Consider the following 13680-nt stretch of genomic DNA (forward strand, 5'->3'; position numbering starts at 1 on the left):
GCGCCTGAGCCATATCCACGCGGGATGCCTCACCCCAGCCGCGCCCGATGCCGCTCGATCTGCGCCTTCACCTGAGCCGGCGCGGTGCCGCCCAGCGTACTGCGGGCATTCAACGAGCCGCGCAGCGACATCACGTCGTAGACATCCTTGTCGATCGACGGGTTGAACTGCTGCAGCACGGCCAGCGGCAGCTCGCTCAGGTCGCAGTTGTGCGAGGCGGCGGCCTTCACGGCATGCGCCACCGTCTCGTGCGCGTCGCGGAAGGGCAGGCCCTTCTTCACCAGGTAGTCGGCCAGGTCGGTCGCGGTGGCGTAGCCGCGCAGCGCCGCCTGCTCCATCGCCTGCGGCTGCACGGTGATGCCTTCGGCCATCTCCGCGAAGATGCGCAGCGTGTCCCGTAGCGTGTCCACCGTGTCGAACAGCGGCTCCTTGTCTTCCTGGTTGTCCTTGTTGTAGGCGAGCGGCTGGCCCTTCATCAGCGTGATCAGGCCCACCAGGTGGCCCACCACGCGGCCGGTCTTGCCGCGCGCGAGCTCGGGCACGTCGGGGTTCTTCTTCTGCGGCATGATCGAGCTGCCCGTGGTGAAGCGGTCGGCGATGCGGATGAAGCCGAAGTTCTGGCTCATCCACAGGATCAGTTCCTCCGAGAACCGCGAGATGTGCACCATCACCAGCGACGCGGCGGCGGTGAACTCGATGGCGAAGTCGCGGTCGCTCACCGCGTCCAGGGAGTTCTGGCACACGCCCTCCATGCCCAGTTCCCTCGCCACGAACTCGCGGTCCAGCGGGTAGCTGGTGCCGGCCAGGGCCGCCGCACCCAGGGGCAGGCGGTTCACGCGCTTGCGCACGTCGAGCATGCGCTCCTCGTCGCGCGCGAACATCTCCACGTAGGCCAGCATGTGGTGGCCGAAGCTCACCGGCTGCGCCACCTGCAGGTGGGTGAAGCCGGGCAGCACCACGTCGACGTTCTTCTCGGCCAGGCCGAGCAGGGCGCGCTGCAGGTCCTGCAGCAGGCTGGTCAGCAGGTCGATCTCGCCGCGCAGCCACAGGCGGACGTCGGTGGCCACCTGGTCGTTGCGGCTGCGGCCGGTGTGCAGGCGCTTGCCGGCATCGCCCACGATCTGCGTCAGGCGCGCCTCGATGTTCAGGTGCACGTCCTCCAGGTCGAGCTTCCACTCGAACGTGCCGGCCTCGATCTCGTCACGCACCTGCGACAACCCGCGCTGGATGTCGGCCAGGTCGGCGGCGGCGATCACGCCCTGGCGGGCCAGCATGGCGGCATGGGCCAGCGAGCCCTGGATATCGGCCTGCCACAGGCGCTTGTCGAAGAACACGCTCGCGGTGTAGCGCTTCACGAGGTCGCTCATGGGTTCGCTGAACAGGGCGGACCATGCCGCGGACTTCTGGTCGAGTTGGCTCATAAGGGTTGGGAGCAGGGGGCGGTGGGACGATTCACCAATAATGCGGGGGCCGGCGGCTCCGGGTGGAGCACCGGCCCCCGTGATGGAAGACTCGCAGTCATTATCCGCGTTCCCGGGCGCGGGCGCCCCGGCGGCGCCCGCGCGCGCGCTGGTGTTCGACGCCTGCCAGCCGGGCGTGGTGCTGCGCGCGGTGCTGTTCGTCGAGATCGTCATGGCCGTGGGCGCGGCCTTCGTGGCCCAGAACGTGCCCGACTGGATCGAGCGCCTCGCGCTGCTGAGCGGCGGCGCGGTGCCGGGCACGCTGAGCTGGCTGATCGTGGCATGCAGCCTGAAGCAGCTGCTCGCGCGCCTGCCGCCGACCGCGCAGCACGTGGCGGGGATCACGCTCGGGGCGGTGGCTGGTCTGTACGGCTGTGCGCTGCTGGCGCTGGTCAGTGGCGCGCCCCGCATGCCCTGGATCGGCTCGGCCAGTGCCGGCGCCCTGCTGGCGGCGGTGCTGGTCGCCGCCCTGGTGCTGCGCGCCAAGAGCCGGCTGCCGGCCGAGACGACGGCGCGGCTGGCGGAACTGCAGGCCCGCATCCGCCCGCACTTCCTCTTCAACAGCCTGAACTCCGCCATCGCGCTCGTTCGGGACGATCCGGCGCGGGCCGAGCGCCTGCTGGAGGACCTGAGCGAGCTCTTCCGCCATGCCCTGGTGGAACGCGGTGAAGCGGTGACCCTCACCGAGGAGATCGCCGTGGCGCGCCGCTACCTGGCGATCGAGCAGGTGCGCTTCGGCGACCGGTTGCAGGTGGAGTGGGAGCTCGATCCGCGTGCCGGCAGCGCGCGCGTGCCCCCTTTGTTTCTGCAGCCGTTGGTGGAAAATGCGGTCAAGCACGGGGTGGAACCGAGCGCCACTGGCGCGCAGGTACGCATCACCACCCAGCGTCGCGGTGGCACCGTGGTGATCCAGGTCGCCAACACGGTGCCGGCCGGCCAGGGCCCCCGGGGCCACGGCGTGGCCCAGCGCAACGTGCGGGAGAGGCTTCGGCTGCTGCATGATGTGCAGACGCAGTTCCAGGCCTCGCTACAGGACGGGCAGTACGTGGTGCGCATGGAGGTACCTGCATGACGCTGAAGTTGCTGCTGGTGGACGACGAGCCCCTGGCCCGGTCGCGCCTGCGCACACTGCTGGCCGAATGCCGCCAGCCCGCCGCCGAGGTGGCTGCCGAGGCCGGCAACGCTGCGCAGGCCATGGACCACCTGCGCCGGCAGCCCTTCGACGCCGTGCTGCTGGACGTGCACATGCCCGGGGCGGATGGCCTGGCACTGGCGCAGGCCCTGCGCGGCACGCCCCATGCGCCAGCGGTGGTTTTCGTCACCGCCTATGCCGAGCATGCCGTCTCCGCCTTCGATCTCGATGCGGTGGACTACCTGACCAAGCCCGTCGGCCTGGATCGCCTGCAGGCGGCGCTGGCGCGGGTGGAAAGGGCGCTGCAGACCCGCGCCTCGGCCACGCCGCAGGCGCAGGACGTGCTGATCATCCAGGACCGCGGCCGCACCGAGCGCGTGCCGCTGACCGAGGTGCTGTACTTCAAGGCGGAGCTGAAGTACGTGACCGTTCGCACAGCCGCCCGCAGCTACATCCTTGATGGCTCGCTGAGCGACCTGGAAGACCGGCATGGCGCCCAGTTCCTGCGCGTGCATCGCAATGCGCTGGTGGCCCGCCGCGCGGTGCGCGCACTGGAAAAGCACGACGACCCCGAGGAGGGCGAAGGCTGGTCGGTGCGCCTGACCGGCATCGAGGAGACCATCGCCGTCTCCCGGCGCCAGCTCAGCGCCGTGCGCGAGGCCCTGGCGCGCTGAGCCGCGGCGCTGGCGTGAACCTCAGCCGGTGTTGCGCAGGCCGGCCGCGATGCCGTTGATGGTGAGATGGATGCCGCGCCGCGCGCGTTCGTCCCCGCCCTGGCCCTGGCGCCAGCGCCGCACCAGCTCCACCTGCAGATGATGCAGCGGGTCGATGTACGGAAACCGGTGGCGGATGGAGCGCGCCAGCGCCGGGTTGCCCGACAGGCGCTGCTTCTCGCCGGTGATCAGCGCCAGCGCCTCCATCGTGCGGTGCCACTCCGCCTCCACCGCGCCGAAGATGCGCTTGCGCAGCCGCGTGTCGGGCAGCAGCTCGGCGTAGCGCGAGGCCAGCGCCAGATCGCTCTTGGCGAGCACCATGTCCACGTTCGACAGCAGCGCGCGGAAGAAGGGCCAGTGGCGGTCCATCTTCTGCAGCAGGGCCAGCTGCTCCTTGCGCGGGCCGGCGGCCAGGAACGCCTCCACCGCCGAGCCGAAGCCGTACCAGCCGGGCAGGGTGAGGCGGCACTGGCCCCAGCTGAAGCCCCAGGGGATGGCCCGCAGGTCCTCGATGCGCTGGCTCGCCTTGCGCGAGGCCGGCCGCGAGCCGATGTTCAGCTCGGTGATCTCGCGGATCGGCGTGGCCGTGAAGAAGTAGTCGGTGAAGCCCGGCGTCTCGTAGACCAGGGCGCGGTAGGCGGCCATGCTCGCCACCGACAGCGCCTCGGCCGCCTGCAGGAAGGCCTTGGGCGCGGGCTTGGTCGGCTGCAGCAGCGTGGCCTCCAGCGTGGCGGCGACCAGCGTCTCCAGGTTGCGGCGGCCGATCTCGGGGTTGGCGTACTTGGAGGCGATCACCTCGCCCTGTTCGGTGAGGCGGATCTGCCCGCGCACCGTGCCCGGCGGCTGCGCCAGGATGGCCTGGTAGCTGGGGCCGCCGCCTCGGCCCACGGTGCCGCCGCGGCCGTGGAACAGGCGCAGCTGGATCTGGTGCGCGCGCGCCAGATCGTCGAACAGCGCGACCAGCGCGATCTCCGCCTGGTACAGCTCCCAGTTGCTGGTGAAGATGCCGCCGTCCTTGTTGCTGTCGCTGTAGCCCAGCATGATGTCCTGCTCGGCGCCGGAGCGCTGCACCAGGTTCGCGATGCCCGGCAGCGCGTAGTACGCGCGCATGATCGGGGCCGCCTGGCGCAGGTCACCGATGGTCTCGAACAGCGGCACGACGATCAGGTCCACCACCGAGTGCGGGTCGTCGAGCGTGCCGCGCATCAGGCCCACCTCCTTCTGCAGCAGCAGCAGCTCCAGCAGGTCGCTCACGGTCTCGGTGTGGCTGATGATCGCGTGCCGGATTGCCTGCGCACCGTACCGCTCGCGCATGCGCAGCGCGGTCTCGAAGATGGCGATCTCCTTGCGCGCGTGCTCGCTGTAGCTCGCACCGGGGATGCGCAGCGGCCGCGCGTCGTTCAGCAGGCGCAGCAGCGCCTCGCACCGGGCCGGCTCGTCGAGCGCGCGGTAGTCCGGCTGCACGCGAGCGGTGGCCATCAGCTCGGCCACCACCTCCTCGTGCTGCTCGGAGTTCTGCCGCAGATCCACGGTGGCGAGATGGAAGCCGAACACCTCCACCGCGCGGATCAGCGCCTGCAGGCGCTGCTGCACCAGGGCCTCGCCGTGGTGGGCGAGCAGCGAGTCGCGGATGACGCGCAGGTCCGCGAGCAGCTCGCCCGCGTTCGGGTACGGGTTCTGCGGCGGCACGGCATGCCGCGCGGCGTCGCCGCCGGTCAGTGCCTTCAGCGTGGCGGCGAGGCGGGCGTACATGCCGGTCACCGCGCGGCGGTAGGGCTCGTCGAGGCGGTGCTCGCTCCCGTCGGGCGAGGCATCGGCCAGCGCGCGCATCGCCGGCGTCACTTCGACCAGCATGGCCGACAGGGACAGCTCGCTGCCCAGCCAGAACAGCTCGGTGAGGTAGTGGCGCAGGGCGACCTCGCACTGGCGGCGCAGTGCGTACTCCAGCGTCTGGGCGCTCACGTTGGGGTTGCCGTCGCGGTCGCCGCCGATCCACTGGCCCATGCGCAGGAAGCTGGCCACCGGCTGCTGGCCGCCGAGCGCCTGTTCGAGCTGGCCGTACAGCTTGGGGATCTCGCGCAGGAACGTGGCCTCGTAGTAGCTGAGCGCGGTCTCGATCTCGTCGGCCACGGTCAGCCGGGTGAAGCGCAGCAGCCGGGTATGCCAGAGCTGGAGCACGCGGGCGCGGATGTGCGCTTCGTTGGCGGCCAGCTCCTTCGGCGCGAGCGCATCGCGCGGCTGGGCGCGGGCCTTGATCTCGTCGCGCTCGGCCAGCAGCCGGGCGATGTCGCGCTCGGCATCCAGGATGCTCTTGCGCTGCACCTCGGTCGGATGCGCGGTGAGCACCGGCGAGAGGTAGCTGTGCGCCAGCGTCTGCGCCACCGTGCGCGGCTGGATGCCGGCCCAGCGCAGCCGCGCGAGCGCCACCTCGATGCTGCCTTCCTGGGTGTCGCCCGCGCGCTCGTGCACCTCGCGCCGGCGGATGTGATGCCGGTCCTCGGCCAGGTTGGCCAGGTGGCTGAAGTAGGTGAAGGCACGGATCACGCTGACCGCCTGGTCGCTGGTGAGCGACTTCAGCAGCGCCTTCAGCGCCTTGTCCGCCTCGTGGTCGGCGTCGCGCCGGAACGCGACCGAGAGCTTGCGGATGCGTTCCACCAGCTCGTAGGCCTCCACGCCCTCCTGCTCGCGGATCACGTCGCCGAGCAGGCGCCCGAGCAGGCGGATGTCTTCCACCAGGGGGCGTTCGTTGTCGCGGGCGCGGCGGGCGGGCGGCAGGGGCTGGGCGGGCATGGGGACTCCGTCGAAGGGGTGCTGGATGCGTTGCTCAAGAAATAAGCAAGGGCCATGCTAGCATCGTCGCTGATCGAAAGTTTACGAACGGGTTACAGCGTGAGTCACTTCACCATCGCCACGCGCGAAAGCCGCCTGGCCCTCTGGCAGGCCGAACACGTGCAGGCCCTGTTGCAGGGCCACGGCCACAGCGTTGACCTTCTGGGCATGACGACGCGTGGCGACCAGATCCTCGATCGCGCGCTCAGCAAGGTCGGCGGCAAGGGCCTTTTCGTGAAGGAGCTCGAGGTCGCGCTGGAGGAGGGCCGAGCCGACCTGGCCGTGCACTCGCTGAAGGACGTGCCGATGGAGCTGCCCGAGGGCTTCGCGCTCGCCTGCGTGATGGAGCGCGAGGATCCGCGCGATGCCCTGGTGTCGACGCGCTTCGCCTCGCTGGACGAACTGCCGCAGGGCGGTTGCGTGGGCACCTCCAGTTTGCGCCGTGTCGTGCTGCTTCGCGCGCTGCGGCCGGATCTGCGCATCGAGCCGCTGCGCGGGAATCTCGACACCCGCCTGCGCAAGCTGGACGACGGCGCCTACGACGCCATCGTGCTGGCCGCGGCCGGCCTCAAGCGCCTGGGGCTCGGCGCGCGCATCCGTCAGGTCTTCGAACCCACGGTGATGCTGCCGGCGGCCGGCCAGGGCGCGCTGGGCATCGAGATCCGCACCGCCCGCGCCGACGTGGCGTCCGCGCTGGCGCCTCTGGCGCACCAGGGCACCAGCCTGTGCGTGGCTGCCGAGCGCGCGGTGAGCCGCGCAATGGGCGGCAGTTGCTCGATGCCGCTGGCCGCGCATGCCCGGCTGGAGTCGGGCTGGCTGCGCCTGCAGGCGGCCTGGGGCGACCCGGAGCAACCGGGCCACCTCGTGCGGGCCGAGGCGGGCGGCGACATCGCCGACATCGACGCGGCGGCTGCGCTGGGCGAGGGCGTGGCGGCGCGCCTGCGTGCCGGCGGCGCCCGCTAGGCCGGCGCAGGGGCGTGGCATGCCGGTGATCGTCACGCGGCCGGCTGCCGAGGCCGGTGCCTGGGTGCGACGGCTGGGTGAGCGTGGCGTCGCGGCCGAGGCCCTGCCCCTGCTGGCGATCACGCCGGTGGCCGACGCATCGCCGCTTGCGCAGGCCTGGCGCCAGCTGCCTGGCTGTGCCGCCGTGATGTTCGTCAGCGTGAACGCGGTCAGCGGCTTCTTCGGCGCGAAAGGCCCTGCATCATGGCCGGCTGCCACGCGCGCCTGGGCACCCGGTCCAGGCACGGCCGCGGCCCTGGTCGCGCACGGCCTGCCGCCATCGCAGGTGGATGCACCGGCGGCCGACGCGGCGCAGTTCGACTCCGAGGCGCTGTGGTCACGCGTGGCCGGCCAGTTGCGTGCGGGGGATCGCCTGCTGCTGGTGCGCGGGGCGGGTGCCGAAGGCCGCGGCGAAGGGCGTGATTGGCTCGCCCAGCGCCTGCGCGCAACTGGCGTGCAGGTGGACGAGGTGGTCGCCTATGCGCGCGGTCCGGCGCTGTGGACGGAGGCGGACCACGCCCGCGCCGCCCGTGCGGCCATCGACGGCTCCTGGTGGCTGTTCAGCAGCTCGCAGGCCGTGCGGCACCTGGGAGACCGGCTTCCCGCAGCGGACTGGTCGCGCGCCCGTGCCGTGACCACGCACCCGCGCATCGCCGAGGCCGCGCGCGCCCTCGGCTTCGGCCTGGTACGCGAGTCCCGGCCGGCCCTCGATGACGTGGTGGCCTCGATAGAATCCGCGCAATGAATGCCGAGCCTGCGTCCCGGGGGGCCGAGGCGGACGAAGGTCCGCCCCTGGTGACGGCCGCACCGGTCGCCGCGGAGGCAGCACCAACGCCTGCGCATCCGCCCGTGGCACCGCCGCCGCAAGCGGCCGTCGCCACCGAGTCGGGCGTGCGGATCGGCCGCGCCTCGCTCGCGGTGCTCGCGCTCGTGGCCCTGGGCGCGCTGATGGCCAGCGCCATGCTGTGGCAGAAGCTGGAGACGATCCAGGAGCAGCTCGCCAGGCAGAGCGCCGATTCGGGCGCCAACGCCATCGAGGCGCGCGCGCTGGCGCGCCAGGCGCAGGAGATCGCGCGCGATGCCGCGGCCCGCCAGGCGGTGCTGGAGAACCGCCTGGGCGAGGTCGCGTTGCAGCGCAGCCAGCTCGAGGACCTGATGCAGAGCCTGAGCCGCTCGCGCGACGAGAACCTGGTGGTGGACGTGGAGTCCGCGTTGCGGCTGGCGCAGCAGCAGATGCAGCTCACCGGCAGCGTGGAGCCCCTCGTGGCCGCATTGCGCACCGCCGACCAGCGCCTGGCACGCGCGGCGCAGCCGCGACTGGCCCGGCTGCGCTCGGCCATCGCGCGGGACATCGGCCGCATTCGCGCCAGCACCAGCACGGATGTGCCGGGCGTGCTGGCGCGCATCGACGAACTGGTGCGCCAGGTGGATGACCTGCCGGTGGCGAACGCGGTGCCTGGCCGCCCCGCGGCCGACGTGCCACGGCGCGCCGCCAGCGGGGTGCCTGCCGCCGACTGGTGGCTGCGCTGGCGTGATGCGGTGGCCGAGGAAGCGCGTGCCCTCGTGCGGGTGACCCGCATCGACCACCCCGAGGCCGCGTTGCTGGCGCCCGAGCAGGCCTTCTTCCTGCGCGAGAACCTCAAGCTCAAGCTGTTGAACGCGCGCCTGTCGCTGCTCGCGCGTCAGCCCGAGATCGCGCGGGCCGACGTGGCTGCCGCCGCGGCGGCACTGCACAAGTACTTCGATCCCGTGTCGCGGCGCACGCAGGCGCTGGCCGGCCAGCTGCAGCAGGTGCAGGCCCAGTTGCGCACGGCGGAGCTGCCGCGCATCGACGAAACCCTGGCCGCGCTCGACGCGGCCGCGGGCGGCCGCTAGCGATGCGAGCCGCGCTGTGGCTGCTCGCGCTGTTCGCCATCGCGGCGGCGGTGGCCCTGTTCGCAGGCAACAACCAGGGGCAGGTCACGCTGTTCTGGCCGCCGTGGCGCATCGACCTTTCGCTCAACCTCGTGCTGCTGCTGCTGGTGGCCGCCTTCCTGTTCGTGCACGCCGCGCTGGCGGCGTTGCGCGCCCTGTTCGAGCTGCCCGGCCAGGCGCTGCGCTGGCGCACGCAGCAGAAGGAACGTGCGATGCACGCGGCGATGCTCGATTCGCTGTCGCACATGCTGGCCGGTCGCTTCCTGCGCGCGCGCCGCGCCGCCGAGGCGGCCCTGCAGCAGGAGGCCTCGCTGTCCGCCTCGGGCCACCGGCCCGGCAATGCCGGCCAGCTGCGCGCCCTGGCCCACCTGCTGGTGGCCGAGAGCGCGCACGCCCTGCAGGACCGGACGGGCCGCGAATCGCACGTGCAGCTGGCGCTGGGACAGGTCGGCCGTGACGCCGCGGACACGCGCGACGGGACGCTGCTGCGCGCCGCGCTGTGGGCACTGGACGACCGTGATCCGGACGCCGCCGTGAAGTGGCTGCAGGGCCTGCCGCAGGGCGCCAGCCGCCGCACGCTGGCGCTGCGCACCCGGCTGAAGGCTTCGCGCCAGGCGGGTGCCGCAGCGCAGGCGCTGGAGACGGCACGGCTGCTGGCCAAGCACCATGCCTTCTCGCCCGATGCCGCGCGATCCCTGGTGCGCGGCCTGGCCGTCGACCTGCTGAATGGCGCCTACGACGTGGCCCAGCTGCGACGCGCCTGGACCGAACTGGAAGCCGCGGAACGGGCGATGCCCGAGGTGGCGATCCACGCGGCGCAGCGGTTGTGCGCGCTCGGTGGTGACGCGCACCTGGCCCGCGACTGGCTGCTGCCGGTGTGGGAGTCACAGGGCAAGCTCGCCGACAGCCTGCGCGTGCGGCTGGTCGCTGCTCTGGAGGCGGGGCTGGACAGCCTGGACGGCGCCTGGCTCGCGCGGCTGGAGGCGGCGCAGAAGGCCCAGCCGCGCGATGCGATCCTGCAGTACCTGGCCGGCACGGCCTGCATGAAGCGGCAGCTGTGGGGCAAGGCCCAGCAGCTGCTGTCGCAGGCGGCGCTCGGCCTGCAGGATGCCGCGCTGCACCGCAAGGCCTGGCGGGCACTGGCGCAACTGGCCGAGCAGCGTGGCGACGCCGCTGCCGCTGCCGCGGCCTGGCGCAAGGCCGCTGGCGACTGAGCCCGCAGGGGGCTCAAGGCTTGCACATGACCGACCCGCACCGTGTGTGCGGGCCGGCCCTGGGGCCTCAGAACGGCAGAGGCAGGCTGCGCAGGTCGCGGCGCGTTTCCACCAGCACCAGCGGGCCTTCGTCGACCTCGATCACCGGCGGGCGCTCGCGCGGCACGTGCACCGGGCGCGGCGTGGCTGCGATCACGGCCTGGGCGGCGGCCACCTTGTCGGCGTCGGAGTGCACCCACTGCAGGCCGGACGACTCGGCCACCTGGATCAGCTCGGCCGTCGGCAGGGCGTAGGGTTGCACGCGCGGCAGGCGCGCGCGGGCGGGGGCGGCGTCGAACGCGGGCGATGGCGCGGGGGCCACGGCCTCCACGGCTGAGGCCGCTACGGCCTCTTCGGTGGCCACGCGTTCACCACGGTCGGCACGGTCGCCGCGCTCACGACGGTCGCGGCCGTAGCGGTCCCGCGAGCGGCGCTCGCGGCGGCCTTCGCCGTCCTCGCCCTCGTCGGTGCGGCCGCCTTCCTGGTGCAGATGCGATTCGAGCACGGCGTCGGCGGCTGGCGGCACTTGCGGCTCCGCCGACTCGCTGACGTCGCCCACCGAGCCGGCCGCGCCCGCAAGGGCCTCGGTCGCCTGTTCGGCCTGGGCGGCATCGCGCGGCCCGCGATCGCCGCGGCGCTCGCCGCGCTCACGGCGGCCGCCTTCGCGGCGCTCACCCTCGCGGCGCTCACCACGTGCGGGGCGGTCGCCCTCGGCCGCCGGGGCTTCACCCACGGCGCCCTCGCCCTGCGGCGTCGCGAACACAGCGCCGCGGCCTTCGGCCTGCTCACGCGCCTCACGGCGCTGGCGCGCCTCGAAGCGCTCGCGGCTCTCGCGCGGCTCGCGATCGTCCCCGGCGGCCCGCGCCTCGCCGCGCTGACCGCGGTCGCCGCGCTCACCCCGTTCGCCACGCTCCTGGCGTTCGCCGCGTTCCGGACGCTCGCCGCGCTCGCCACGTTCACCGCGCTCGCCACGTTCACCGCGCTCGCCACGTTCACCGCGCTCGCCACGTTCACCGCGCTCGCCACGTTCACGCCGGCCTTCGCCCTGCGGCGGGCGCTGCGACCCGTTGGCCTCGGCTGCCTCGGCGGGCTGCCGGTCGCGCCGACCCTCGCCGCCACGTCCCTCACGACCCTCACCGCCTCGGCCTTCGCCACCACGGCCTTCGCCGTTCCGGCCTTCGCGCCGGTCGCGGCGGTCACCACGGCCTTCGCCACGGCGGCCATCGCGCCGGCCGTCGCCACGGCGTTCGTCCTTGCGGCCCTCGCCCGCCGGCGCGGCAGCCACGGGGGCGGCCACTGGCGCGGGCGCCACGGCGGCCGGCGCGGGCGCGCTGGCGCCGCCCATGCCGAAGAGGCCCTTCACCCAGCCGAAGAAGCCCGACTCGGCCGGCGCCGGGGCCGCGGGCGCGGGGGCCGCCACCGGCACGGGTGCGGGCGCGGCCACGACCGGGGCCGGCGCGGCCACCGGGGCCGGCGCTTCCTTCACGGGCGGCAGCGGCGCCGGCAGGTCGGGCAGCACGCCCTTGATCACCGGCTCCTGCTTGTTGGTGCGCTCATGCGAGCGGCGGGTGACGGCCGTCTCCGCATCCAGTTCCTCGGCCATGTGGTAGCTGGCCTTGATGTTGTCCAGCCGCGGGTCGTCGTGCTTCAGGCGCTCCAGCTTGTAGTGCGGCGTCTCCAGCGTCTTGTTGGGCACCATCAGCACGCTGATGCGCTGCTTCAGTTCGATCTTGGCGATCTCGGTGCGCTTCTCGTTCAGCAGGAACGAGGCCACCTCCACCGGCACCTGGCAGTGCACCGCGGCGGTGGCGTCCTTCATGGACTCTTCCTGGATGATGCGCAGGATCTGCAGCGCCGAGCTCTCGGTGTCGCGGATGTGGCCGTGGCCGCCGCAGCGCGGGCAGGGAATGGATGCGCCTTCGGAGAGCGCCGGGCGCAGGCGCTGGCGGCTCATCTCCATCAGGCCGAACTTGCTGATGGAGCCGAACTGCACGCGGGCGCGGTCCTGGCGCAGCGCGTCGCGCAGGCGGTTCTCCACCTCGCGGCGGTTGCGCGACTCCTCCATGTCGATGAAGTCGATCACGATCAGGCCGCCCAGGTCACGCAGGCGCATCTGGCGCGCCACCTCGTCGGCGGCCTCCAGGTTGGTGCGGGTGGCGGTCTCCTCGATGTCGCCGCCCTTGATGGCGCGGGCCGAGTTCACGTCCACCGAGACCAGCGCCTCGGTGTGGTCGATCACGATCACGCCGCCGGAGGGCAGCTTCACCTCGCGGGCATAGGCGGATTCGATCTGGTGCTCGATCTGGAAGCGGCTGAACAGCGGCGCGTCGTCGCGGTAGCGCTTCACGCGCGCCGCGTGCTCCGGCATCACGTGGGCCATGAACTGCTGGGCCTGGTCGTAGATGTCGTCCGTGTCGATCAGGATGTCGCCGATGTCGTGATTGAAGTAGTCACGGATGGCGCGGATGACCAGGCTGGATTCCTGATAGATCAGGAACGCGCCCTTGCCACCCTTGGCGGCGCCGTCGATGGCGGTCCACAGCTTCAGCAGGTAGTTCAGGTCCCACTGCAGCTCGGGGGCGCTGCGGCCGATGCCGGCCGTGCGCGCGATGATGGACATGCCGTTCGGGTACTCCAGCTGGTCCATCGCCTCCTTCAGCTCGGCGCGGTCGTCGCCCTCGATGCGGCGGCTGACGCCACCGCCGCGCGGGTTGTTGGGCATGAGCACCACGTAGCGGCCGGCGAGCGACACGAAGGTGGTGAGGGCCGCGCCCTTGTTGCCGCGCTCCTCCTTCTCGACCTGGACCAGCAGTTCCTGGCCCTCCTTGATCACGTCGTTGATGCGCGCCTGCGAGACGGGCACGCCGGGCGTGAAGTACTGGCGGGAGATTTCCTTGAAGGGCAGGAAGCCATGGCGGTCCTCCCCGTAGTCGACGAAGCAGGCTTCCAGCGAGGGCTCCACCCGCGTCACGACCGCCTTGTAGATGTTGCCCTTGCGCTGTTCGCGCCCCTCGATCTCGATTTCGTAGTCGAGCAGTTTCTGCCCGTCCACGATGGCCAGCCGGCGCTCCTCGGCCTGCGTGGCATTGATCAGCATGCGCTTCATTGCGTCACCTTGTTCTCAAACGCATTCGCACCCCGCGGGGTGCGGAATTCGATGCCGGAACGACGCCTTGAAACGAGAGGGATGGCCTGGGTGCGCGCGGGTTGCCGACTGACTAGCTCAGCAGGCGCGGCAAGGGCACTGGATGGGGGGCGAGGGGGGCGTGTGCCGCGCAGGCCGCGAAAGCTGCGGCTGGCGGGGCGCCGGGAACGGATGGTCGCGAAGCCGGCCGGTCGGACGCGGGCAGCAGCCAGCGCCAGAGAGCCAGGAGAAG

The 13680-nt window shown here is 72.3% G+C and carries 9 protein-coding genes; 6 read left to right on the plus strand and 3 right to left on the minus strand.

The genetic code is table 11. The features are described 5' to 3' along the window. Positions 1-29: 29 nt before the first annotated feature. Positions 30-1421 carry an argininosuccinate lyase gene (gene argH / locus ACE3T5_RS12105; RefSeq protein ID WP_374667919.1) on the minus strand — a complete coding sequence of 464 codons (1392 nt, stop codon included), beginning with the start codon at positions 1419-1421 and terminating at the stop codon, positions 30-32. Between the two features lie 82 nt (positions 1422-1503). Between argH and ACE3T5_RS12110 the strand changes: the two genes are divergently transcribed. Further along, positions 1504-2532 (plus strand): sensor histidine kinase, encoded by a 1029-nt coding sequence (locus ACE3T5_RS12110; RefSeq protein WP_374667921.1) that lies wholly within the window; start codon positions 1504-1506, stop codon positions 2530-2532. Beyond that, the gene (locus tag ACE3T5_RS12115; protein WP_374667923.1) at positions 2529-3266 is read left to right on the plus strand and encodes a LytR/AlgR family response regulator transcription factor; all 738 of its coding nucleotides are present in this window, start codon (positions 2529-2531) and stop codon (positions 3264-3266) included. Before ACE3T5_RS12110 ends, ACE3T5_RS12115 begins: the two co-directional genes overlap by 4 nt. Before the next feature lie 21 nt (positions 3267-3287). Here ACE3T5_RS12115 and ppc read toward each other — a convergent pair whose 3' ends face one another. Next, positions 3288-6095 carry a phosphoenolpyruvate carboxylase gene (gene ppc, locus ACE3T5_RS12120; RefSeq protein WP_374667925.1) on the minus strand — a complete coding sequence of 936 codons (2808 nt, stop codon included), beginning with the start codon at positions 6093-6095 and terminating at the stop codon, positions 3288-3290. A 54-nt stretch (positions 6096-6149) separates the two neighbouring features. On the opposite strand from ppc, the gene hemC reads away from it, so the two are divergent. Genes hemC through ACE3T5_RS12140 form a run of 4 tightly spaced genes read left to right on the plus strand, consistent with a single transcriptional unit; the run spans position 6150 to position 10264 of the window. Next, a complete protein-coding gene (gene hemC, locus ACE3T5_RS12125; RefSeq protein ID WP_374667927.1) occupies positions 6150-7097 on the plus strand; it encodes a hydroxymethylbilane synthase in 948 nt (315 codons plus the stop codon). Positions 7098-7116: 19 nt separating this feature from the next. Continuing rightward, positions 7117-7881, plus strand: coding sequence for a uroporphyrinogen-III synthase (locus ACE3T5_RS12130; protein WP_374667929.1), 765 nt, complete (start codon positions 7117-7119; stop codon positions 7879-7881). Beyond that, positions 7878-9011: a uroporphyrinogen-III C-methyltransferase gene (locus ACE3T5_RS12135; RefSeq protein ID WP_374667931.1), complete on the plus strand. Its 1134-nt coding sequence runs from the start codon at positions 7878-7880 to the stop codon at positions 9009-9011. Before ACE3T5_RS12130 ends, ACE3T5_RS12135 begins: the two co-directional genes overlap by 4 nt. A gap of 2 nt (positions 9012-9013) precedes the next feature. After that, complete coding sequence (locus ACE3T5_RS12140; protein WP_374667933.1) at positions 9014-10264, plus strand: heme biosynthesis protein HemY; 1251 nt, start codon at positions 9014-9016, stop codon at positions 10262-10264. A 67-nt stretch (positions 10265-10331) separates the two neighbouring features. Here the strand turns inward: ACE3T5_RS12140 and ACE3T5_RS12145 are convergent, their stop codons facing one another. Continuing rightward, the gene (locus tag ACE3T5_RS12145) at positions 10332-13409 is read right to left on the minus strand and encodes an Rne/Rng family ribonuclease (protein WP_374667935.1); all 3078 of its coding nucleotides are present in this window, start codon (positions 13407-13409) and stop codon (positions 10332-10334) included. Positions 13410-13680: the final 271 nt, after the last annotated feature.

Source organism: Ramlibacter sp. (genome assembly GCF_041916345.1).
Taxonomy (GTDB): Bacteria; Pseudomonadota; Gammaproteobacteria; order Burkholderiales; family Burkholderiaceae_C; genus Ramlibacter.

What these genes read in the sequence shown, in the direction of transcription:
- argH (WP_374667919.1), bottom strand. Translation starts at nt 1,421, where the DNA reads ATGAGCCAACTCGACCAGAAGTCCGCGGCATGGTCCGCCCTGTTCAGC.
- ACE3T5_RS12110 (WP_374667921.1), top strand. Translation starts at nt 1,504, where the DNA reads ATGGAAGACTCGCAGTCATTATCCGCGTTCCCGGGCGCGGGCGCCCCG.
- ACE3T5_RS12115 (WP_374667923.1), top strand. Translation starts at nt 2,529, where the DNA reads ATGACGCTGAAGTTGCTGCTGGTGGACGACGAGCCCCTGGCCCGGTCG.
- ppc (WP_374667925.1), bottom strand. Translation starts at nt 6,095, where the DNA reads ATGCCCGCCCAGCCCCTGCCGCCCGCCCGCCGCGCCCGCGACAACGAA.
- hemC (WP_374667927.1), top strand. Translation starts at nt 6,150, where the DNA reads ATGCTAGCATCGTCGCTGATCGAAAGTTTACGAACGGGTTACAGCGTG.
- ACE3T5_RS12130 (WP_374667929.1), top strand. Translation starts at nt 7,117, where the DNA reads ATGCCGGTGATCGTCACGCGGCCGGCTGCCGAGGCCGGTGCCTGGGTG.
- ACE3T5_RS12135 (WP_374667931.1), top strand. Translation starts at nt 7,878, where the DNA reads ATGAATGCCGAGCCTGCGTCCCGGGGGGCCGAGGCGGACGAAGGTCCG.
- ACE3T5_RS12140 (WP_374667933.1), top strand. Translation starts at nt 9,014, where the DNA reads ATGCGAGCCGCGCTGTGGCTGCTCGCGCTGTTCGCCATCGCGGCGGCG.
- ACE3T5_RS12145 (WP_374667935.1), bottom strand. Translation starts at nt 13,409, where the DNA reads ATGAAGCGCATGCTGATCAATGCCACGCAGGCCGAGGAGCGCCGGCTG.